Origin of the sequence: Ornithinibacillus proteolyticus (assembly GCF_039581225.1) — a bacterium.
In the GTDB taxonomy this organism is placed as follows: domain Bacteria; phylum Bacillota; class Bacilli; order Bacillales; family Amphibacillaceae; genus Ornithinibacillus; species Ornithinibacillus massiliensis.
Genome location: NZ_JBCPXV010000012.1, coordinates 57,361 through 79,521, shown reverse-complemented (window position 1 = coordinate 79,521; position 22,161 = coordinate 57,361). Strand labels below are relative to the sequence as shown.

Genomic DNA, 22,161 nt, shown 5'->3' with positions numbered 1-22,161 from the left:
TATCCAGTAAGAATATGAGATATCTCTTATTATGAGGTGAGAAATGGAAATTTACAAAGGCGAGAAAAAGCGGAAGTTTATAGAAGAGAACGCAATCGGTCATTTATTTTCTTTTCCGATAGAGGAGTACATGGAAGTCCATGAATACAGGCGGGATGATTGGATTATTCAGGAAGGTATGCGACCCAATTATTTATTTTATGTGATAGAGGGAAAGGCAAAGATTTATATAACCCATCAGAACGGAAAGGTTTCCTTAATTAATTTTATCAATGAAAATGAATATATTGGTGAAATGGAATTGTTACATGACGTGTATTATACAAAGGGTATTCAAGCGACAACGAAGACGATCTGCTTTGCGCTTCCTATAACCCACTATCGAAAGAAATTACTGGAAGATACGAAGTTCCTAAGAGAACTGACGAAATTCTTAAGTTTGAAGGCGACCAATATGGCGGCTAAATATTCACAGAGCCTCGCCTTTCCACTAGAAAACAGACTTGCAGATTTTATTTTGCAAACGGCAGACCGGGGGGTGTATAAAGAAAAGCATGTAACAGTTTGTGATTATTTAGGCGTGTCATACCGCCATTTATTGTATGTACTAAACCAATTTTGTGAAAAACAATACTTGTTAAAAGTAGGCCGTAACTATGAAATTTATCAGTATGATGCATTACGCTCGCTTGCCAAGGTTATAGAGAATAAGTAAGGAGTATAGTAGGAAAAGCATGGATAGGATACAAATACATAACGATAAGGGGTAGATTCTCATGACAAGATTACCAATTATTATTGATACAGATCCAGGAATTGACGATGCCATGATGCTCACTTTAGCATTTGCTAATGATGATGTATTAGATATTCGGTTAGTGACCACTTGCGCTGGTAACATTCCCCAAGCGAAAACAAATTATAATGCACGGGCATTTCTAAGTTATATCGGAGCAGATGTAGAAGTTGCACGTGGTTTAGGGCAGCCAATATTCCGAGCGTTAGAAGTAGCAGAGGATATCCATGGGGAGAGTGGCTTTGGCAATGTTTCGTTCCCTGAGCCGACATTACCAGTAAGTGAGCGTCCTGCTATTAGCGCCATGCTGGATACGATTATGAATAGTAAGGAGAAAATAACGATCGTAGCAACCGGTCCATTAACGAATGTCGCGGCACTTCTATTAGCACATCCAGAGGTGAAATCAAATATTCAACAAATCTCCTGGATGGGTGGGGCAGCTGTTGGCGGCAATATGTCTCCGTTTGCTGAATTCAATGCTTATGTCGATCCACACGCGGTTGAGATTGTATTCCGTTCGGGAATTCCGATTGTGATGAGTGGATTAGATGTAACCCATAAGGCATATGTCACACCAGCAGAGGCAAAGCAAATTCTAGAGATTGGAACTGAATTTGCAGAGAAAGCATACCAACTCGTAACCTTTTACTTAGATGCCATCAAGAAAACGCCCTTCGACGAGGAGAACTATGACCAAGTATTACACTTCCACGACGTATGTGCGGTTATGTATTTATTGAAACCAGAGTTATTTCAAGGGAAGGATTATTATGTGGAAGTGTCCTTAGAAGGGATAACATCGGGAGCGACAGTTGTAGATTATCGAAATCGGATGGAGAAGGAACCGAATGTTCATGTGTTACACTCTGTGCAAAGAGAGGATTTTGTGGAAGTATTTATGAAGGCGGTAAAGCATATTTCGGATAGACTACAGAAATAGTGTAAATCTAGCAGAAGGGACTCAAGCCTCGGAGTCCCTTCTACTACCAATCTATATGTCTTCCTCCACTAATTCCACTAATGCTCCGTTCTGCAATATATAGGTTTTCCCATATTGTGGTAGCAATTGAATCCCTCTTTTAGGTGTTAATCGTTCTGGATGAAAGCTATGAAGCGGTATTAACACATTTGGGTCTAATTCCTCCACGATATATTGTAAATGTTGTGGTAGTGCATGTCCTCCTGTTCCAACAGCAACCTTAGCTAGACCAAGATGATCTAGTATGCGCTTGAGGTTATGAAAAGCTGGGTCATAATCCCCCAATGGCACACCGTCAGAATGGAAGTATAGTCCCTTTTCTGTGTTGAGATCAAATAGCTCTAAAGCTTGATCGTATGAATTTTGTAATAGGTATTCATGAGGACTCTCATTAATCACTTGAGCAGAAAGGGAAGGATACGTATTGAACAGTTTTATTTGCCAGTCCTGTAATTGATTATTTTCCCTTAAAAGTCTTAGCGATTCCGATTCATAAATGTAAAATGACGCTTTATTTAACAAATTAGCTGCGAGCTGGGCCGTGCCAATTTCGAAGACTACTTTCCGATTTAGTAATTGTCCTGCTTGTAACAGACCGGCAATTCGATCTATATTTCTGTGGTAAATGTTAAAGATACCGATTCCTTGTTTGTCGTGAAGTAGCTCCGCCATTACCTTTGGTACCTTAGGTTCGGTTATTAGCTCCGCTGGGATATCCCTATTGGCAACCAGCAATTCTTCAGGAAGCTCCTCTTCACTGCGTAGCGTAGTCCCTTCTATAATGACTACATCAAAACCAAGTGTTTTTGCCTTTGTAATAAATGATTCCACTCGTTCTGGGTGATTACCGTGTAAACGAAGGTCTCCGGTATAGACAACAGCGCCATCTGGTGTTTCGATATGAAAGCCACAAGCACCAGGAATGTCATGATCCACTTGAAGTGGTGTTATTTTAATTTCCCCAACGAAGAAAGGTTTGTCATATTCACAAGATTCATAGATTCTATCCCCATTAACCCTTTCACCAATTAATTCTAATGTTTGGTAAAGGTCATGTGATTCCTTACTCATAAACACCGGAATAGATGGATCGATGAAGCCCATGCCACCGATATGATCTAAGTGTAAATGGGAGATAAGGATAGCCGTATTCCCTTGATAGTGATTGGCTGGTATTAATGAAGAGCCTATAGGTAAGGAAGCTTCATGGTAGATGCCATCTATCTTTGGGATAAGTCCTAATGTTAAATAATCACGGGTCATGGCGCTTTCTCTTACTTGTATTTGACCATCTAATATGTTGGTTTGGGGGCTGTAAACAAGTCCAAAGTCAAAAATAACGCGGTCGCTTCCATATTGTAGGGAGACAATTGTCCCGCCAATCGAACGTAACCCACCATAGAATGTTAATGTTGTTTTATTCATATATGTATCTCCTTTTAATAATAAGTGAAGGAACCTGAATATCCAGGTTCCTTTACTATAAAAGTCGTTAACTTAATTATTGGCCAAGCTCTCTTTTTGCAGCTTCTTCTGCGTTAGCTAGTCCTTCGTCAACTGTAATTTCACCAAGTAGAACGCGGTCTAGCTCTTTTGCTACAGCATTTTTTAATGCATAAGCGCCTTTGATACGAGGGTCATAGAAGCCAGCATCAAATTGCTGTTCCCCTACGCCATACTCTGGATTTTCAGAGACATAAGCTTTCCATTCGTCACTTTCAAGTGCAGAGTAACGAACTGGTAGATAACCAGATTCCATTGCCCAATAAGTCGTGTTTTCAGTGTTAATTAAGAACTTCATATATTCCCAAGCGGCATATTTCTCTTCTTCTGTTGCAGAAGAGAATACGGATACGTTTGTACCTGCAAATGGTGTTGCTGCTTGCTTACCAGCAGGTAGAACGGCAGCTCCCCAGTTCAATCCGTTTTCTTCAGCTGGAGCTGCTACATAAGGAATACCAGCAGATGAACCAATGTAAAGTGCTACATCTCCGCGAGCAAATGGCTCTGACATGTAACCATCCTCACCAGCAGTACGCGCGATGCCATCTTCAATCATGCCATAAACAAATTCTAATGCTTCTTTACCTTCAGCAGAGTTCATTTCAAAGGTTCCATTTGCTTCATCAAAGTAAACACCACCAGCTTGGTGTACCCATTGGTTAAATTCTAATGTTACAGAGTTTTCTAGACCTAGACCGATAACATTTCTTCCGTCTTTTTCCCCTGTTGTCGCTTCAGCAACCTTACGAAGTTCATCCCAAGTTGTTGGAACGTCAACACCTGCTTCTTCTAAGTAATCGACATTGTAGAACATAATACGTGTACTTTTATTGAAAGGTAGTCCGTAGTATTTTCCATCCCAAGTGTTCATTTCACGGAAAACTTCTACGATATCGTTTAATTCGTCTTCAGAGAAACCAATTTCTGAATCTGTAACATATGGCGTCATATCAGCTACTAAATCATTTTCCAGATATTCTGTAATCCAGTCTTCATACGATTGTGTTAGTACTGGAAGCGTATTTGCTCTTGCCGCAGCCATGTTTTTAGTGGAAAGATCATCATAGCTACCTTGGTTAACTAATTTCACTGTGATATTTTCTTGTGATGCATTGAAATCGTCGGTGATTTTTTCTAATGCTTGTTCATGTCCACCACTCATAGCGTGCCAGAATTCAATTTCAATCGGCTGATCTAATGATGTCACAACACTTGAATCCGTATTGGATTCGGATGGTGTAGCATTAGTTTCTGTGTTTTCCTTGTTACCTTCCTCTTTGTCACCGTTATTGCCGCAAGCTACTAAAGCGATGGTTAAAAGAGAAATAAGTAAAGTTAATAGAAGCTTTTTCAACATAGTTTCCTCCTAGGATTTGTTTTATATTTCATAAGGGTTTGACCCTTGTAAAACCATAAATCGATTAGCCCTTAATTCCTGCTTTTGCAACACCTTCAATGATGTATTTTTGTAAAACAAGATAAAGGATAATCATAGGTAAAATGATCATCGTGGAAGCAGCCATTAATAATTCGTATACCGTTCCAGCTTCCGTACTAAAAGAAGTTAGCCCAACAGGTAATGTTCGCATTTCTTTGGATTGGGTTACAATTAATGGCCATAAGAAAGCATTCCAGCTGCCTATTGCTTTTAAAAGAACAATCGTAATGATAGCCGGCTTTGCCAATGGAACCATGACGGTCCATAGGAAGCGAAAGTCGCGACAGCCATCGATTTTGGCTGCGTAGGATAGCTCTTTCGGAATCCCAAGGAAAAACTGACGTAATAAAAAGATAGAGAAAATACTAGCTAGCCATGGGACAATTAATGCTTCATATTGATTAATCCATCCTAGATTGGCTAGTGTTACATAGTTTGGAATGAGTAGCACCTCTCCCGGAACCATCATCGTACCTAAGAGAACAGCAAATACAACATCACGTCCCCAGAAGTTAATACGGGAGAACGCATAGGCTGCGAGAATGGTAGTAAGCACTTCCCCCAGTGTAGACAGAACGGTAACGATGAGACTATTCATCGTATAACGGAGAAATGGTGCGATAGCCCAAGCGTCTTGATAGTTTTCCCATTTAGGGTCATCAGGGATCCAAACGGGAGGCATTGCTGTCACTTCCCCAGAAGTCTTTAAGGAAGTACTTAGCATCCAGATAAAAGGTAATAACATTAAGAAACTACCAAGTATTAAGATTAAATAGATAAAACCTTTAGATAGAGCAGCTTTTTTGTACAATCTCAATTCCCCTCTCCATTAGTAATTCACCCTGCGCTTACCTATGTATAGTTGTACAAGGGTAAAGATGAAGATGATGATAAATAGTATATAAGCTGCGGCTGATGCAATCCCAAATTGCCATTCATTGTAAAACTTCTCATATATGTAATAGACAATCGTTTGGGCGCTATAAGCAGGGCCGGGTTTACCACCAAATAATGCAAAAATCTCATCGAACACTTTAAAGTTATTAATAATCGCTACAATCGAAACAAAAAATGTAGTCGGTGATAATAAAGGCACGGTAATGTGAAAGAACCGTTTAAGTGGCTTGGCACCATCGATTTGCGCTGCTAAGTAATATTGCTTATCAATGTTTTGTAATCCGGCTAGGAAAATAATAATGTTATAGCCTAACCCTTTCCAAATACTCATAATAATAAGTGCAGGCATGGCCCACTCTGGATCTGTTAACCACTTGATTGGATCGACTCCAAAAATGCCAAGGAAATAGTTCATCAACCCATATTCCGTATGATAAATCCAACGCCAAACGATAGAGATCGCAACAACGGAAGTAACAAATGGAATAAAGTAGATAGAACGGAATATTCCTCGTAATCGAATATTCGAGTTTAGCATGATCGCGATGACTAATGAGATAACAATGGATGCTGGTACTACCCCGAGAACGAAAATGAATGTGTTCTTAACCGCTGTCCAAAATTCATGATCCTGAAAAATGTAAGAAAAATTATCCCATCCGTACTCATAAACAACATCATTGAAATAATCATAATCGGTATAAAAGCTCATGATAAAAGACTTAATAATCGGATAGATATTGAAAACACCTAATATAACGAGTGCTGGTAATAAATATAGAAGAGCTTTTAATGTACTGGATAATGTTGGTTTTAGATTCAACAAAAGCCCTCCTTATTCATTTTTTAACCCTAAATTCGCTTCTGTCTTTGCGTCAAATAGGTGGAAACGATCATTCCGAATCGTTAAATCTACTGCGTCCCCAGGCTGAATCGTAAATTCAGGGTCTACTAGGGCACGAATAGAATGTCCGCCAATCGTGGCAGATAGTAATGTATCTCGACCGATTCTTTCAACTAATTCAACAAGGGCCGTTAAGCGTATTTTTGATGTGTCTTTTGCAATGGTCCAATCTTCCGCACGTACACCTAATAATGCCTCATTAGATGAGGATAATGCTTGATTTATGGTGAGTGGGTTAGGGAAGGACTGTTCGGTATCTTTAATGGTAATACTTCCTTCATTTAACATGACGGGAATCATATTGAGAGGCGGACTCCCCATGAACTTACCTACGAATGCGTTTTTAGGAAAATCGTACATATCCTGAGGAGGGCTATATTGTTGATATTTCCCATCCTTCATAAGTAAGATCCTATCTGAAATACTCATCGCCTCTTCTTGGTCATGGGTTACGAAAATGGTTGTAATCCCGACCTCTTGCTGAATTCGGCGAATTTCTTCGCGCATTTCTAATCGAAGTCTAGCATCTAGGTTTGATAATGGTTCATCTAGTAATAATAGATTCGGCTTTTTAACAAGGGCACGAGCAATGGCTACGCGTTGCTGTTGGCCACCAGAAAGCTGCTTCGGCTTACGGTCTAGCAAATGTTCGATTTGGACAAGCTTGGCCATTTCAATTGCTCTTTCTTCCGCTTCTTTTTTAGGTACTTTTGCCATCTTTAATGGAAACATGATGTTTTTCAGTACAGATAGATGCGGGTAGAGGGCATAATTTTGAAATACCATGCCAATCCCGCGGTCTTCGGGCTCTATATCATTGACTAATTTGTCACCGAAATAGAGTTTCCCAGAAGATGGCTTATATAATCCTGCTAGCATAAATAATGTTGTACTTTTCCCACACCCGCTTGGGCCAAGAAGGCATACTAGCTCTCCTTCATTAATCGTGACCGTTAGATTGTCTACAGCGGTAATATCATCAAACTTCATTGAGATATTGTTTAACGCTAGTTTCAAGTTGTAACCTCCTAAAATAATACCTAAGTCGACAAATTTCATTATATAGATGTTCTACTAAGCCAATGTAAAGCGGGGGTAAGAATAATGTAAATTTATTGTTGTTTACTAGAATGATAGATTTTATAGCATAATAAAAAGCGCCTCAGAAATTCTGAAGCGCTTAGAAATTAATGCTTAATCGGCGGAATCGTAATAGAATGATCATCATATAACGAGATCTGTAATTCTAAATATTTATTAATGGAAGCAAAGAATACCTTATCCACCCATCAATTCCTTGCTGTGATAGCTGTGTTCGTATCCAATCCTCATCAACGTTTAAATCAGCTAAAACATCCGTGTATATCGTTCCTTCTATAATGACAGGAAACGTGATGTTGGAGGTAGGGTTCATCATATTCATATCTTCTAATGTAACAGTATTTTTTAACGGCTTCTTCAATACACTAAGTGATCCACTTGCTTCGACAATCGCTGTTTCCACATCACTGATATCAAATACATCCTTTTCTCTTAGCATTTGCAGGATATTATCAATCGAGTAACGAAGCTTTTTGAGATTTTTATGGATGAACTTTCCATTATGTATCACGATGGTAGGTTCAAAGGTAAATAATCTCCCTATTTTCCGATTAGATATTTTCCATTTGGCGACAACTTTTTGGAGGATCCCGATTCCAATAATCGCCATGGCGGTTGGGAGATGATGAATACTAGGATCAGCAATATCGGCTCCAACTACCGCACCTAAGGTAACAATGATTAGGAAGTCAAAAACAGGTAACTCACCTATGGCTCGTTTCCCCATAAGTAAGGTAACGATAAGAAGCAAAGGCAAAATAGTAATGATTCTACCAAAAATCAAGCCAGTTTCTTTTAAAAACTCTATCATCTGCATACCACTTTCTATAGCTAATCTTTGTTTTATAGTACCTTTTCTTCCCAAATGGAGTGGAATACATACCTAGGGTGGATAAATGAAAGGAACGAGATGATGCGGATGCATGATATAATAGTGCGAGTAATTGTTTTCACATTGTAATACTGAATATGCAATGATTGAAAAAAATATCCTTTACTTTAAGAATTTAAGAAGAGATTTGGAATAGGGGTGTCCATGGGGGAGTCCTAAATGATTAAAAAACGTAATGTGAGAAAGAAAATTTAAACTGTGAGGAGCCGATTAAATATGAATTTACCTAATTGTCCAACGTGTAACTCAGAATATACATATGAGGACGGAACCATGCTCATTTGCCCGGAGTGCGGCTATGAATGGGTGCTTAATCAAGAGCAAGACAATAAGGAAGAGCTAGCTATAAAAGATGCCAATGGCAATATATTACACGACGGCGATACGGTAACCGTTATAAAGGATCTGAAGGTAAAAGGCAGCTCCTCTGTGCTAAAGCAAGGAACAAAGGTGAAGGGCATTCGCATAGTAGACGGTGACCACAATATTGATTGTAAAATCGCTGGATTTGGCGCCATGCAGTTAAAGTCAGAGTTTGTAAAGAAAGTATAGCGAAGTAAACAAAGGAGGTGCATCCCATTTAAGTGGACGCACCTTTTTCCTTCATTATTTACCCTTAAATGATTCTCTTGTTCCAATTGATAAGAGGAACCCACTTACATGCTATTAGTGAAGATATCCCATTATTATCGACAATTAGAAGCAAGTAATTTTCGTGTGAGAAGAATGCCTGGGAAGTCTGTTTTTTTAGATGAGAATGTATTGGCGTTATAATCGTCATAGAATAAAAAAGAGAAGTGTGGCTGAGACAAAGTGCTCACTGAGTCCCAGCCTTTGGGAAGGGGATGTTATAGTTTCCCGATATAAGATAATGCTTTTGTATCAAGAGAATCTGCTCCACCATCTAATATCTTTCGTACATCATTTAGTGTCGTAGCGAGATCTACAGATTCACCTTCTATTCCAGAGTATTCTTGCGCTACATAAAATGGCTGTGTTAGATAGGCTTCTAGACGTTCTCCTCTATGATAAATCTCCTTATCTGCTTCAGGAATTTTATCTAGTCCACGTACCGTGACAATAGAACGTAGCTCTCGATAACGGCGTAATAATTTTCTAGCTCTTTGCTGTGTAAATAGATGATGTTGGTCTAGGTGAGCTCCCTCTAGAACAGAAGAAGTAGAAAAGATTGGGTTGATAGCAGGGAAGCTATGTCTTGCTGCGAGGTCGGCATCAAAGTATAGTAATGTTTCTAAAGGTCCATATGGTAAATCCTCATCTACGACAGCTCCTTTTAAATCAAGTAGGAAAGTAGTAATAGATTTTAAATCATATGCTTGAAGCTGGTCTTGTAGCTCAAATATCTCACCAGTTAAAACATGAGAACGATCTGCTGTGAATATGATTTCTTGCTCTACTCCAATGGTAATCATTTGTTCATAAGCTTTTTCAATCGAGTCTACCACATTAACTACATCAAAGTCTGTTAAATCGTTCAACTCCGGATGGTTTCCTTCTGGTTTTAATAGAATTATGGAATATCCATCATCATGAAGCCTATAAAACAACTCTCTTAACAAAACAAGCTGCCCCATTCCTGGACGGGCTACTAAACCAACAGTCCCACCCTTAGATATAGGTGCAAACAAATCCAATGTTTTAATTTTAGTCTCAATCATTTCTACTGACTCCCCTCTTATAATTAGCTCATCTAAACTACATTTAGCGAGTGTTGCAAGTGCAACTAAGGTCTTTACTTCAGCGCGTTCAATTGGAATTTTCCCTGTACATAGATTCGAAACAGTAGCCGGTCGTAAGCCAATTGATTTGGCCGCACTGGTTAGATTCGGTACTCTTCTACGCAATAGTGAAACATTTAAACGTATCGTTTCCATCTAATTTTCACCCCCCTTTACTTTATATAGTAATTCATATTACGTTCTGATGCAATGATTAATTACTCTGAAAAGTAATTTTATTTACATGATGGGAGTTGGTCGGAAATAACGCCGATTTATAGGGTAAGGCAACAAAAAGTAATACTAGAAAATATCGATTAATGAATACCAATTAATATATAATTCGAAAAAAATCTGCTAAACTAGTAATATGTTATAATGATTTTAGAAAATAATTTTTGTAAGGCGTGAATATTTCTAAAATTGGATGCGCCTACAATTGATTTAAGCACTTCTAGAAGATAGGGATGGGGAAAATGAGCAACAATGGAATGAAAACAGATGTTATCTTAATTGGTGCCGGCATCATGAGTGCAACATTGGGGTCATTGCTTAAAGAATTGGTACCAGATTGGAAGATTACCGTATTGGAGCAACTACAAGAGCCAGGGGTAGAGAGCTCGAACGAATGGAATAATGCTGGAACAGGGCACTCGGCATTATGTGAGTTAAACTATACTCCTGAGAAAGCAGATGGATCTATTGATATTAAGAAAGCAATCAATATCAATGAACAATTTCAGCTTTCCAGACAATTCTGGTCTTACCTGGTGGATAAGGGGTTAATTAAACATCCAGAAGACTTTGTTATGCCACTGCCGCATATGAGCTTAGTACAAGGGGAAAAAGATGTAGAATTTTTGAAAAAAAGGTTTGAAGCGCTGTCAAAAAGCCCACTATTTAGTGGAATGGAATTCTCCGATAATCCGGATAAGCTAAAGGAATGGATCCCCGTTATTATGGAGGGTCGTCATTCTGATGAACCGATAGCAGCTACGAAGATCGATTCTGGTACGGATGTTAACTTTGGGGCATTAACACGTACATTATTTGATCATTTACAAGAAAAAGATGTCACGATTAACTATAATCATAGTGTGAAAAATATGAGACGCACCAGTGACGGTTCCTGGGAATTAAAGGTAAAAAATCTTGAAAGCGGAACCGTAGAATATCACACTGCTAAATTTGTCTTTCTTGGTGCTGGTGGAGGTAGCTTACACTTACTGCAAAAATCCGGAATCCCAGAAGGAAAAGGTATTGGTGGCTTCCCTGTAAGTGGATTATTTATGGTATGTAATAATCCAGAAGTGGTGGAAAAACACCAGGCGAAAGTATATGGAAAGGCTAAGGTTGGTGCGCCACCGATGTCTGTACCACACTTAGACACGAGATATATTGATAATAAGAAATCATTACTATTTGGACCGTTTGCAGGATTTTCTCCGAAGTTCCTAAAGACGGGTTCATACTTTGATTTAATTAACTCAGTGAAACCGCATAATGTGTTCAATATGATCGGAGCAGGTGTTAAGAATTTCTCCTTAACGAAATACTTAATCCAGCAGGTCTTATTAACGAAAGAAAAGCGGATGGAAGAATTACGGGAGTTTATCCCAGAAGCTAAAAGTGAAGATTGGGATATGGTCGTGGCAGGTCAACGTGTGCAAGTAATTAAGGAGACAGAAGCAGGCGGTAAAGGAACCCTTCAATTTGGTACAGAAGTAGTAAGTGCAGCAGATGGATCAATCGCTGCATTACTAGGTGCCTCACCAGGAGCATCTACTGCCGTGCATGTAATGCTTGAAGTCATTGCAAAATGCTTCCCAGAACGCATGCAAGAGTGGGAACCAAAAATTAAAGAAATGATCCCATCATATGGACGTTCTTTATCCGATAACCCGGCATTAGCTCAAGAAGTATTAGAACGGACGGCAAAAACACTTGGACTAATTAATAGTTATCAAGAAGCATAGGGACATAAGGTCCCTAGCGTTAGGCTCTGTAGAATGTAACGTCTACAGAGCTTTTTTAATAGGGAGATAATGTTTAAAGGTTCTAGGACGGAGGAGAAAATATGAAACAAATCTATGCTTTTGAAAAAGTGGAAGACTACATGAAACGCCAACCTGTTATGGAATTTTTCATGAGTCGCTTATCCCTTTATCAACGGGAATTGGAAGAGCATTATGCGCTAACGGAATTACCTAAAGGAATCGTCTGGACTACAGCAGAACTAGCAACCGAGACATTCTCCACGATACCAATCCCTGCCTATACCAGTAAAGACCTAATTTACTTCACACCAGACATTGAAGCTTGGAGAAGTCTTTTCTTAAGACAACTAGAGGGACTTAAGCACCCTGGAATTGAATCTTTCTATGAAACGCTTTCCGAAAATCATATTTTCTCGATATTAGGGCATGAACTAACACATCATCTCGATCTGTTCCCAGATGAGTTTGATGAAGAACGAGAAGATAGTATTTGGTTTGAGGAAGGCATGTGTGAATATTTACCACGGAAAGCGATGCTAGATGAACAAGAATTTAATGAATTTACCAAGGTAGAAACAGAACTAGTTACCATATTTAAAGAAAAGTACGGCAAGCATTCATTAGATCATTTTGGTCAAGCTAGCTACAAGGGCAGTTTAACCAGTATTATGTATGACTATTGGCGAAGTTTCCTAGCCGTAAAGTATCTAGTGGAAGAATCGGCCAATGGAGATACCATGAAAGTATTTCAGGCATATCATGACTGGCATCACAAAGGAAGGAAGCAACCACTGACAGAATACTTTGGGATTAGTAGGATGTTTGATTAATCCTAACAGAAGCAATCAAGATCAAGTGACGATTTTGATTGCTTTTTTGTGCTTTAGATAGTGGGGGGCTGTGCCCGGGATAAGGGAGACACGTGAGAGGGTGTGTCTGTTGCCTAAATAAGGAATTAGCAGAGAAAAAGGGAATAGAGAGAGTGAATCAGTGACCTAAATGCGGGAGAAGCAGGTGAAAAGGTAACAGAGGGAGTGGATCAGTGACCTAAATGGGGAAGAAGCAGAGAAAAAGGTAACAGAGAGCGTATCTCAGTGACTTAAATTCTGAGGAAGCAGAGAAAAAGGTAACAGAGAGAGTACCTCAGTGACCTAAATGCGGAAGAAGCCGTCAAAAAGGTAACAGAGGGAGCATCTCAGTGACCGAAATGCGAAGGAAGCAGTGAAAAAGGTAACAGAGAGCCCCCCTCCATGCCCTAACCGAGAAAGAAGCAGAGAATAAGGTAACAAATCAACCATCTCCTCCCCCTATAATCCAATATCAACAAACCATCATAATAAAATATCAAATAATTTTGTATATATCTATTGAACATCACGTAACGTGTTGTTTTATACTTAAGAAAATTGGGAAAGGGTGGTGTCATGTACACGATTGGTACTTTATCGAAAAATACCGGGGTAACTAGAAGAACATTAGATTATTACGATGAGATTGGTCTCGTTAAGCCTTCATCGAGAACGAGTGGTGGGCATCGGCTATATAGTGAGGATGATGTCATGCGACTAGAGCGTGTTCTGGCATTGAAGTATATGGGATTTCCGTTGGATAAGATTAATGCTATCTTGCAAAGCTCCAAATTAAATTGGCAGGAGTCAATCCAAGAACAATTAGACATGGTGAAACGGGAACAGGAACGTCTGAAAATGCTAGAACAAGCACTTCAAGGTGTCCTATACTCGATTGAGTTTGAAGAGAAAATTAGTTGGCCAATCATTTCGCTAATCATGAAGTTCTATCACCAGGAGCCTGAAGAATTAATACAGCAATATAATCATTTTATGAATGAGGAAGAAATGAGAAAGATAATGGAATGCAATGAAAAGATGAGTGAGGAAGATATTCGTGAATGGATGAAGGCTGTCTATGATATCAAAAAACATCAGGACATCGACCCGAAATCTGACCTGGCTTTACAGCTTGCAGAGCGTTGGCTGAAGCAAGCGGAGAAAATGTTTGATCATGATGAACAACTGCTCGGTAACTTGTGGGAATCATTAAAAGGTCTAGAAGAAGGCGTTGTGTTCTATCCAATGGATAAGGGTGTTGTAGAATTTCTGCAAAAAGTATCTAAAGCACATGGGGAGATGGAATAATGGTACTGGAGATAAACGGTGTGACAAAGGTGTTTAAAGGGAAGGGGAAGTCAAAATTAATAGCGAATGATAATATTTCGCTTACGATGAAGGAAGGAGAAATAGTCGGCTTATTAGGGCAGAATGGTGCGGGAAAAACCACTTTAGTGAACCAAATAGTAGGTTTAGTAACGCCGGACCAAGGAGAGATTCGCCTATTTGGAAAATCGGTGACGGACAATCGGGTGTATGCACGGTCTGTTTGTTCGGTTCAGCCACAGTCCCAAGTACCTTTAGGATTTCTTACCCCTAGGCAGGCAGTTTCCATTATTGGGAAAATGCGAGCTGGAAAAAACTATAATCCGAAGCGACTTGATATGCTCTTTGACGCATTAGATATGGGGAAATGGGCTGATAAAGAAGGGGAAAAGCTTTCTGGTGGTGCCCGTAGACTTACTGCCTTTTGTATGGCGGTCATTGCCCCTGGTAAGCTAGTCATCTTAGACGAACCAACCAATGATGTCGACCCAGTTCGTCGGCGTTATTTATGGGATGTCATTCGAAATTTAACCGATAATGGTACCTCTGTTATACTAGTTACCCATAATGTGTTGGAAGCAGAAAAAGCGGTGGACCGTGTTGCGATCATTAATCAAGGAAAAATTCTTACACAAGGAACCCCTTCCGAAGTAAAACGTTCCGTAAGTAATCAAATGCGAATCGAATTGAATCTACTAGAAAAAATGGAGGAACGATATATTCCACAATGGGCTATTTCCTATCATCAAAGCGGATCTCGACTAATTATCAAGATGAATACGGAAAATGTTACAAATGCAGTTGCGTGGGCTGGAGAGCAGGTAGATTTAGGGACTGTAATGGATTATTCCTTAACACCGACAACCATTGAAGATGCTTATATCGAACTAACCTCAAATAAGGTGGTGGTTTCCTCATGAAAATATATAGCCATTACAAGTATGTTTTTCAAATGCAATTCTTAAGAAACGCGGGCTTTTTGATTTTTATGGCTTTAATGCAAATCCTGATATCCATTGGAATTGTGATAGGGTTTACTTACCTAATGCCTAGTCCAGACACCCATTCCATCCTCTATTTGGCAACAGGTGCTCCGACCATTATTTTAATATTTACGGGGTTAGTCATACTTCCACAACAAGTAGGTACATCCAAAACAGATGGCTACATGGAATTTATGCGAACATGGCCAGTGAACCGTTCCGTTATTCTTAGTGCGGATACGACGATATGGTTATTGATTACGATTCCTGGTATTGTTGTTGCCTCTTTTATTGCTCATTTGCTGTATCAACCAGGATATGATATTTCATGGACAATAGTTCCAGCCCTTCTCATGATTGCACTCACTTCCATTGGTGTAGGATATGGATTATCTTATCTATTATCCCCAACGACATCTTTAGCTTTGTCCCAAGTAATTGTCTTTGGAGCTCTTATGTTCTCACCAGTCAACTTTCCAATGGACCGACTACCAGAATGGCTACAAACACTTCACGAAGTACTTCCGATATATTCCATGGCAGAAGTGATGCGCGCATCACTAGCTTCATCAACATTTGATGCTTCCTTGGGAAATTACATTAATTTACTTATCTGGTGTGTGCTTGGCTATGGTGGGGCAATTTATATTTTGAATAAAAAATAAAAAATGGGCGGGGACTGTACCACCTCCACTGGAAGTAATACAGTCCCCCGCCATTATCAACTCTTTATTTAATAACCATTACGGAACAACTTGCTTCTTCTACTACTTTTTTACTTACACTTCCTGTGACTAACTTTTTAATTCCACTAAGGCCACGATTCCCCATAATAATGAGGTCAACATCCTGCTCCTCAGCAAAGGCAATTATTTCTGCTGCTGGTTTTCCTGTTAAAATCTCGTAATCTACATTTGTGAGCTTTGATAGTCTTACAGAGGCGTTATTAAGCACTTTGTCGGCAGTATTATCTTGCAAATACGTGTGATCCAATTCACTTGGCGTTCCTTCGTTTGGTGTAGGAATTGCGCCAAGATGTGTATGATATAATCCTGCATCTCTACCCGTTGTGACCCCAGGTGTTACAGTATGGTCAAGTGATGGTTCATGAACAAATACGACTGTTAATCTTGCACCACTCCATTTGGTCAGTTGTTCTGCTGTCTGTAATGCTTGGACACTATATTTAGAACCGTCAAATGCTAACAAGATATGGTTAAAACCTTCCATACGTTCCACTCCCTATCTAAAGTTTTTATGGTAACGGGTTTACTATTTATATACACGTTTTTCATGACCATCAAACGTTACATCATATTAAGTAAAGGTAACAAGCATATGACAACGAGTCATATAAAATCTCCTATAAATAAAACGAACCTAATTTGGAAAGATAAAAGGGGCAACTAAAAGGTGACCTTGATGAAAGGGAGTTCTTGCTGATAGATGCTGTAAGAAGAGAATCATGAGGAGCAGCTAACGGGTACGGAAGGGGAGAGTGAGTGCTAGAACGACTGGGCAAAGTTGCTCAAGATCTTCATCACTACGCGAAGCTTGCAAAAATCAATAAGGATGGATGATAAATGAAACATATCAAAGCATTACTAATCAAATTTATTGCTACATTTGTTCTACTTTATATTATACTAGGTGCTATGTATACGATGACATTTGGGGAGGTATTCCTGTTATCGTTAGTACTAGGGATAGTGGCATATCTTGTTGGGGATTTATTCATTTTACCTAGAACGAACAATTTGGTTGCTACTGTAGCGGATTTCATACTAGCGTGGCCAATTATTTATTGGTTTGTAGATGGTATGACAGCAGCTGATAACCCGTTTCCTGCTTCACTAATTGCAGCATTAGGAGTAGGGGGTTTCGAAATATTCTTCCACCGCTACTTAGCTAATCAGGTGTTACCAGACCAAGAACCAAACGGAACAAGAAACCTACGCTATCAAACCGAATACGCTGAAGAAATCAGTGAGGATAGACGGAGGGATAAATAGGAAAGATATACGTTTAACCAAGTACTCTAAAGAAGTAAAAATAAGCTCCGGTAGTTATTAGTTAAATTACACAAGGGCTGGCTAACTGATCTATACTGTGGGAGCGTGTCAACCATCCCATGCAAGAAAAGACACTGCGGTTACGAGCAGTGTCTTTTCTGTACTGGGAGAAATGAAAGTAATTTCCCAATTAGCCGTACTTTTAATGTACTAGCGCATAAGCGTTTTGCCAATTCTACTTATTTCCACCAATCATCCGCAATGGTAACGGCAGGGTTTCGCTTATGTCTTGTTTTCAAAAATAATTCTTCAATTCTATTTTTACTTTTTTCTGCAACTTCTTTTCCTTCTAGATAATCATCAATCTCATCATAGGTGACGCCTAATGCAACCTCATCTGGTAATGCAGGCTTATCATCCTCTAAATCAGCTGTAGGCTTTTTCATATATAAATGCTCTGGACATCCTAATTCTTTCAACAGCAGCTTACCTTGACGCTTATTCAATCCATACAATGGAATTAAGTCACAAGCGCCATCACCATGCTTGGTGAAAAATCCAGTAACAGCTTCACTCGCATGATCTGTACCAAGTACAAGCAGGTTATGACTTCCACCAATACTATATTGTACCTTCATTCTTTCACGAGCTTTTTCATTCCCTTTAAGGAAATCACTAATCGTAACACCAGCTTCTTTTAAGGATGCGACACTAGCGTCCACAGACTTTTGAATATTGACGGTAATTACTTGGCTAGGTTTAACAAAATCAATGGCATCCTGGCAATCCTCTTCATCAAATTGCTCGCCATACGGTAGACGAACACCAATAAATTGATAGCGGTCTTCTCCAGCTTCTTCGTTCAGCTCATTAATTGCGGTTTGGGCTAGTTTAGAGGTTAACGTAGAATCTTGTCCGCCTGACATCCCAAGTACATATCCGTTAGCAAAGCTATTCTTCACTAAATATTTCTTTAGAAAATCAACACGTCTTCTAATCTCTTCCTTCGGGTCGATAGTTGGTTTAACGCCTAGCTCTGTAATAATGATTTCTTGTAGTGTACTCATTTGCTTCCCCTCTTTCGGTATAATTTATGCTCCTGAATATAATTATAACAGCTTGTCGGCAATAAATACCGTGGTTCACCACCACGCGAAAACTCTTCACGAATATAAGTGGAGCTAATCTCCATGGATAAGCCTTTATCTAGTAATTGGAATCTACCGTCATCATAATTGCGAAGTAGCGGTGACTGGGCAATGGTTGCTAACATATCGATATTGTCTCTTGCCATGATGATAAATTGATTGGACTGGATGAGTTCTTCATCCATCATCCATTTACCAGCTGCGATATCGACCAATAGGTCAGCACCCATAATAAAGAATACTTCCGCATTAGGTAGAATTTCCTTGAAATGCTCCATCGTATAGTATGTGTAGGTTTTTCCAGCAGGAGCTGTGAACTCATACGTATCTAATAGAAACTTTGGATTATCTTTAATCGCTAATTGAACCATGGTGGAACGGTGGTTATCCTCGGTCTGTAATTGTTTATCCCTTCGCTTCCCGGACGAAGGAAGAAAGATGATGAAGTCTAACTTTTTACGATGCGCAACGGTTGATGCTGTCCACAAGTGTACATTGGTAATCGGATCAAAGGATGAGCCATATATTCCAACCTTAACTCCTTGTTGAAATAACCTTTCTATACCTTTCTCTGGGTTTAACCTTTGGTAGTACTCCTGGACCTCCGTTGTCACTTACGTCAACTCCCTGATTTTATTTCGCGTACTTTCAATCTTTTTCATTTTAGTTTCCCAAGTTTTCATGCTTAAGTCAACTGGATACTCTTCTGGGTTAATAGTTCGCTTATATTCATCCCATAATAGTTCTAGCTGCTTCGATGCATAGGCTTGAATCTCTGGTAAGCTAGGAGCATCGTAGACTAATTTCCCATTTTGGAAAATATCATGATGTAGATTAATCGCTTTAAAGTCGGTTACAAATTTACTAATATAGGTGTGTATCGGATGGAACATTTTAATCTTTTCCTCTTGATTCGGGTCTTCATCCTCTAATGTAATGTAGTCTCCTTCAGAGTGATGATTGTTTGTGTTAATGATTCGATACACTTTTTTCATCCCGGGGGTTGTGACTTTTTCAGGGTTGGCCGATATTTTAATCGTATCCTCCATCTCCCCGTTCTCATTTTCAATTGCAACGAGTTTATAGACAGCTCCTAATGCCGGTTGATCGTAAGCGGTAATTAATTTAGTTCCCACTCCATAGACATCTATTTTGGCGCCTTGGGCTTGCAGGCTAGAAATGGTCGATTCATCCAAATTACTAGATGCATAAATTTTTGCATCTTTAAAGCCGGCGTCGTCTAATTGCTGTCTAGCTTTTTTGGATAAATATGCTAAGTCTCCACTATCAAGGCGAATGCCGAGGAAATTGATTTTATCCCCGAACTCCTTTGCTACCTGAATAGCATTAGGAACACCAGATTTTAACGTGTCGTACGTATCCACTAGGAAGACGCAATCCTTATGTCTTTCAGCATACTTTTTAAATGCGGTATACTCATCCTGATATGCCTGCACCATGGAGTGGGCATGAGTACCTTTAACAGGTATACCGAATAGCTTACCAGCCCTTACATTGCTGGTGGCATCAAATCCACCGATATAAGCAGCACGCGTGCCCCATAATGCAGCATCGAGCTCTTGGGCTCTTCTCGTTCCAAACTCCATTAAGGTTTGGCCATTGGCTACATGCTTAATCCGAGAGGCCTTAGTAGCAATTAAGGTTTGGTAATTCACAATATTTAATAGCGCTGTCTCAAGAAGCTGGGCTTCAGCAAGGCTTGCTTCTACTCGAATCAATGGTTCATTACAGAATACTACTTCTCCTTCTTGCATCGCCTTTATGGTCCCACGAAAACGAAGGTCCTTTAAATAGGCCAAGAAATCCTCTTGGTAACCAATTTCTCGTAAATAATCTAGGTCACTATCACTAAATTGAAAGTTCTGTACATAGTTGATAACCTTTTCTAATCCGGCAAAAATAGCATAGCCATTACCAAATGGAAGCTTTCGAAAATATAAATCAAATACCGCACGGCGATCGTGGACATTGTCAGCCCAATAGGTTTCTGCCATGTTAATTTGGTATAAATCTGTATGAAGCATTAAACTATCATCAGTAAAATTCATCCGAATTCCCTCCTTGGGACAACCACCTGCCCCAATCGCATTATTAGATAACCGTTGCATTCAGGCAGCCTGTAAAATGCTCGAGTGCCCACTTGTGACCTGTTTGGTTAAAGCTAGCTACTCCTTTTTCATGGATAACAATGGAATACCCTTTTCCATAGGCATCTACTGCAGTGTGGAGTACGCAAATATCGGTACAGACACCAACGATATGAACCTCTGTAATGCCACGCTCGCGTAGTAATAAATCTAAGTTCGTTCCGACAAATGCGGAGTACCTCGTTTTATCCATCCAATGTACATGTGGCTTGGTTTTATGCTCTTCAAATACTTGTTGCAGCGCACCATAAAGCTCTCTTCCTTTTGTACCAGCAATATTGTGGGGCGGGTATAGGTTTGTTTCCGGATGGTATGGATCTTGCTCATGATGCATATCAATTGCAAAGATGACCTCATCCCCATTATCTATAAACTTCTTCGTTACCTCGGTAATATACGTTTCCAATTCCTGACCAGGCTTCCCACAAGTTAACGCGCCATCATCTGCAATAAAATCATAGGTGTAATCGACATTAATTAATGCTTTCTTTGACATATTGAACACCTCTCCTTTGAATTAGTAATGCCAAAATTACAAATTACAAGCGTTACATTTTATTCATAAATCGATTTAATAACTTCAACATCATTAAAACGATACAGTTGTGATGGACGATAGGAATTTCTCTCGGTCTTTTTTAAGTTTCCTTTCTCATCATAAACCTTTTCGATGAAAGGTAGCTTAGGGACCTTGGCAAAAAACACCGATTTTGTCGTTATTCTAGGATGATTAGATACGGTCATTAAGACACTTTGTAGCTCTGATAATGTAAATTCCTCCGGGAGAAAGTTCCTCGCAACCTTCGTCTCGATCAAATCCCGTTCAATAAATGCTAAGGCATCGGTGATAATATCGCGGTGATCGAAGGCTAAGTCCAATTGAAATACTTCATCCATAGTAAACAATTGTACTGCTTGAGCGTCATCGGAAGCTTTTCGGTTGGCCAATTGTTTCTCAGGTACGATGGCATAATGTGCATTGGCAATAATCCAGCCCCGTTTATCTCTACCAAATTGATCATAAACACCAAAGTGCTTTAAGAATATCCCTTGTATACCGGTCTCCTCGACTAGTTCCCTTTCAGCAGCTTGTAAGGCCGTCTCTTGTTTATTCCCATCGATAAATCCCCCAGGAAGCGCCCATTTGCCACCTTCAATATTTGGCTCTCCTTCTGCATTGTAGTCAGAACGTTTAATTAGCATAATCTTGAGTTGTTTGTTCACGGTTCTCTTCGTGTTCTTCGTTCCATCATCTTCGGTGGTGATGGTAAATACGGCAATATCACTTGTATAGCCATCTGGTGTCACGTATTTACTGGAATCATACTGCTCCAATGCTTTATCTTGATTATAGCTTCCCATCTTTTCACCTCAATAATACAAACAGGTAATTTGTAATTCCTTAATTACTATTTATTATAACGTAG

Annotated in this window: 21 protein-coding genes and 1 pseudogene; 9 read left to right on the top strand and 13 right to left on the bottom strand. The window is 39.5% G+C overall.

Annotated features, from left to right (window positions below):
• Positions 1-43 precede the first annotated feature (43 nt).
• Positions 44-715: a transcriptional regulator YeiL gene (yeiL, locus tag AAIB49_RS08085; RefSeq protein WP_343457742.1), complete on the top strand. Its 672-nt coding sequence runs from the start codon at positions 44-46 to the stop codon at positions 713-715.
• A gap of 61 nt (positions 716-776) precedes the next feature.
• A complete protein-coding gene (locus AAIB49_RS08080; RefSeq protein ID WP_343457741.1) occupies positions 777-1,739 on the top strand; it encodes a nucleoside hydrolase in 963 nt (320 codons plus the stop codon).
• Positions 1,740-1,790: 51 nt separating this feature from the next.
• Here the strand turns inward: AAIB49_RS08080 and AAIB49_RS08075 are convergent, their stop codons facing one another.
• The 6 genes and pseudogenes from AAIB49_RS08075 to AAIB49_RS08050 all read right to left on the bottom strand — a co-directional run bounded on the left by AAIB49_RS08075 (position 1,791) and on the right by AAIB49_RS08050 (position 8,432).
• Positions 1,791-3,203 carry an MBL fold metallo-hydrolase gene (locus tag AAIB49_RS08075; protein WP_343457740.1) on the bottom strand — a complete coding sequence of 471 codons (1,413 nt, stop codon included), beginning with the start codon at positions 3,201-3,203 and terminating at the stop codon, positions 1,791-1,793.
• Between the two features lie 76 nt (positions 3,204-3,279).
• A complete protein-coding gene (locus AAIB49_RS08070; protein ID WP_481857851.1) occupies positions 3,280-4,635 on the bottom strand; it encodes an ABC transporter substrate-binding protein in 1,356 nt (451 codons plus the stop codon).
• Positions 4,636-4,702: 67 nt separating this feature from the next.
• A complete protein-coding gene (locus tag AAIB49_RS08065; protein ID WP_339212550.1) occupies positions 4,703-5,530 on the bottom strand; it encodes a carbohydrate ABC transporter permease in 828 nt (275 codons plus the stop codon).
• A gap of 18 nt (positions 5,531-5,548) precedes the next feature.
• On the bottom strand, positions 5,549-6,439 hold the full coding sequence (locus AAIB49_RS08060) for a carbohydrate ABC transporter permease (protein WP_339212553.1): 891 nt from the start codon (positions 6,437-6,439) through the stop codon (positions 5,549-5,551).
• A gap of 12 nt (positions 6,440-6,451) precedes the next feature.
• Complete coding sequence (locus AAIB49_RS08055; RefSeq protein WP_343457738.1) at positions 6,452-7,537, bottom strand: ABC transporter ATP-binding protein; 1,086 nt, start codon at positions 7,535-7,537, stop codon at positions 6,452-6,454.
• Positions 7,538-7,707: 170 nt separating this feature from the next.
• A pseudogene (locus AAIB49_RS08050) lies at positions 7,708-8,432 on the bottom strand (DUF421 domain-containing protein).
• Positions 8,433-8,729: 297 nt separating this feature from the next.
• Here AAIB49_RS08050 and AAIB49_RS08045 point away from each other — a divergent pair.
• Positions 8,730-9,065, top strand: a complete 336-nt coding sequence (locus AAIB49_RS08045; protein WP_343457737.1) for a zinc ribbon domain-containing protein YjdM — start codon at positions 8,730-8,732, stop codon at positions 9,063-9,065.
• 296 nt (positions 9,066-9,361) lie between these two features.
• On the opposite strand, the gene AAIB49_RS08040 is transcribed toward AAIB49_RS08045, so the two are convergent.
• A complete protein-coding gene (locus AAIB49_RS08040; protein ID WP_343457736.1) occupies positions 9,362-10,408 on the bottom strand; it encodes an ATP synthase beta subunit C-terminal domain-containing protein in 1,047 nt (348 codons plus the stop codon).
• A gap of 320 nt (positions 10,409-10,728) precedes the next feature.
• On the opposite strand from AAIB49_RS08040, the gene AAIB49_RS08035 reads away from it, so the two are divergent.
• The 5 genes from AAIB49_RS08035 to AAIB49_RS08015 all read left to right on the top strand — a co-directional run bounded on the left by AAIB49_RS08035 (position 10,729) and on the right by AAIB49_RS08015 (position 16,071).
• On the top strand, positions 10,729-12,228 hold the full coding sequence (locus tag AAIB49_RS08035) for a malate:quinone oxidoreductase (RefSeq protein ID WP_339212566.1): 1,500 nt from the start codon (positions 10,729-10,731) through the stop codon (positions 12,226-12,228).
• Between the two features lie 101 nt (positions 12,229-12,329).
• Positions 12,330-13,079: a collagenase gene (locus tag AAIB49_RS08030; protein WP_343457735.1), complete on the top strand. Its 750-nt coding sequence runs from the start codon at positions 12,330-12,332 to the stop codon at positions 13,077-13,079.
• A 594-nt stretch (positions 13,080-13,673) separates the two neighbouring features.
• The gene (locus tag AAIB49_RS08025; RefSeq protein ID WP_343457734.1) at positions 13,674-14,405 is read left to right on the top strand and encodes a MerR family transcriptional regulator; all 732 of its coding nucleotides are present in this window, start codon (positions 13,674-13,676) and stop codon (positions 14,403-14,405) included.
• On the top strand, positions 14,405-15,343 hold the full coding sequence (locus AAIB49_RS08020) for an ABC transporter ATP-binding protein (RefSeq protein WP_339212570.1): 939 nt from the start codon (positions 14,405-14,407) through the stop codon (positions 15,341-15,343). Before AAIB49_RS08025 ends, AAIB49_RS08020 begins: the two co-directional genes overlap by 1 nt.
• Positions 15,340-16,071 carry an ABC transporter permease gene (locus AAIB49_RS08015; protein ID WP_339212571.1) on the top strand — a complete coding sequence of 244 codons (732 nt, stop codon included), beginning with the start codon at positions 15,340-15,342 and terminating at the stop codon, positions 16,069-16,071. Before AAIB49_RS08020 ends, AAIB49_RS08015 begins: the two co-directional genes overlap by 4 nt.
• Positions 16,072-16,135: 64 nt before the next feature.
• Here the strand turns inward: AAIB49_RS08015 and AAIB49_RS08010 are convergent, their stop codons facing one another.
• Positions 16,136-16,636, bottom strand: coding sequence for a universal stress protein (locus AAIB49_RS08010; RefSeq protein WP_343457733.1), 501 nt, complete (start codon positions 16,634-16,636; stop codon positions 16,136-16,138).
• Positions 16,637-16,989: 353 nt separating this feature from the next.
• Between AAIB49_RS08010 and AAIB49_RS08005 the strand changes: the two genes are divergently transcribed.
• On the top strand, positions 16,990-17,418 hold the full coding sequence (locus tag AAIB49_RS08005; RefSeq protein WP_343457732.1) for a YndM family protein: 429 nt from the start codon (positions 16,990-16,992) through the stop codon (positions 17,416-17,418).
• Between the two features lie 239 nt (positions 17,419-17,657).
• Here the strand turns inward: AAIB49_RS08005 and nadE are convergent, their stop codons facing one another.
• Genes nadE through AAIB49_RS07980 form a run of 5 tightly spaced genes read right to left on the bottom strand, consistent with a single transcriptional unit; the run spans position 17,658 to position 22,096 of the window.
• Complete coding sequence (nadE, locus tag AAIB49_RS08000) at positions 17,658-18,485, bottom strand: ammonia-dependent NAD(+) synthetase (protein WP_339212585.1); 828 nt, start codon at positions 18,483-18,485, stop codon at positions 17,658-17,660.
• Complete coding sequence (nadD, locus tag AAIB49_RS07995; RefSeq protein ID WP_445254543.1) at positions 18,482-19,129, bottom strand: nicotinate (nicotinamide) nucleotide adenylyltransferase; 648 nt, start codon at positions 19,127-19,129, stop codon at positions 18,482-18,484. Before nadD ends, nadE begins: the two co-directional genes overlap by 4 nt.
• 51 nt (positions 19,130-19,180) lie before the next feature.
• The gene (locus tag AAIB49_RS07990) at positions 19,181-20,635 is read right to left on the bottom strand and encodes a nicotinate phosphoribosyltransferase (RefSeq protein ID WP_343457730.1); all 1,455 of its coding nucleotides are present in this window, start codon (positions 20,633-20,635) and stop codon (positions 19,181-19,183) included.
• Positions 20,636-20,678: 43 nt separating this feature from the next.
• On the bottom strand, positions 20,679-21,230 hold the full coding sequence (locus AAIB49_RS07985; protein WP_343457729.1) for a cysteine hydrolase family protein: 552 nt from the start codon (positions 21,228-21,230) through the stop codon (positions 20,679-20,681).
• 59 nt (positions 21,231-21,289) lie between these two features.
• On the bottom strand, positions 21,290-22,096 hold the full coding sequence (locus tag AAIB49_RS07980; protein ID WP_343457728.1) for an NUDIX domain-containing protein: 807 nt from the start codon (positions 22,094-22,096) through the stop codon (positions 21,290-21,292).
• Positions 22,097-22,161: the final 65 nt, after the last annotated feature.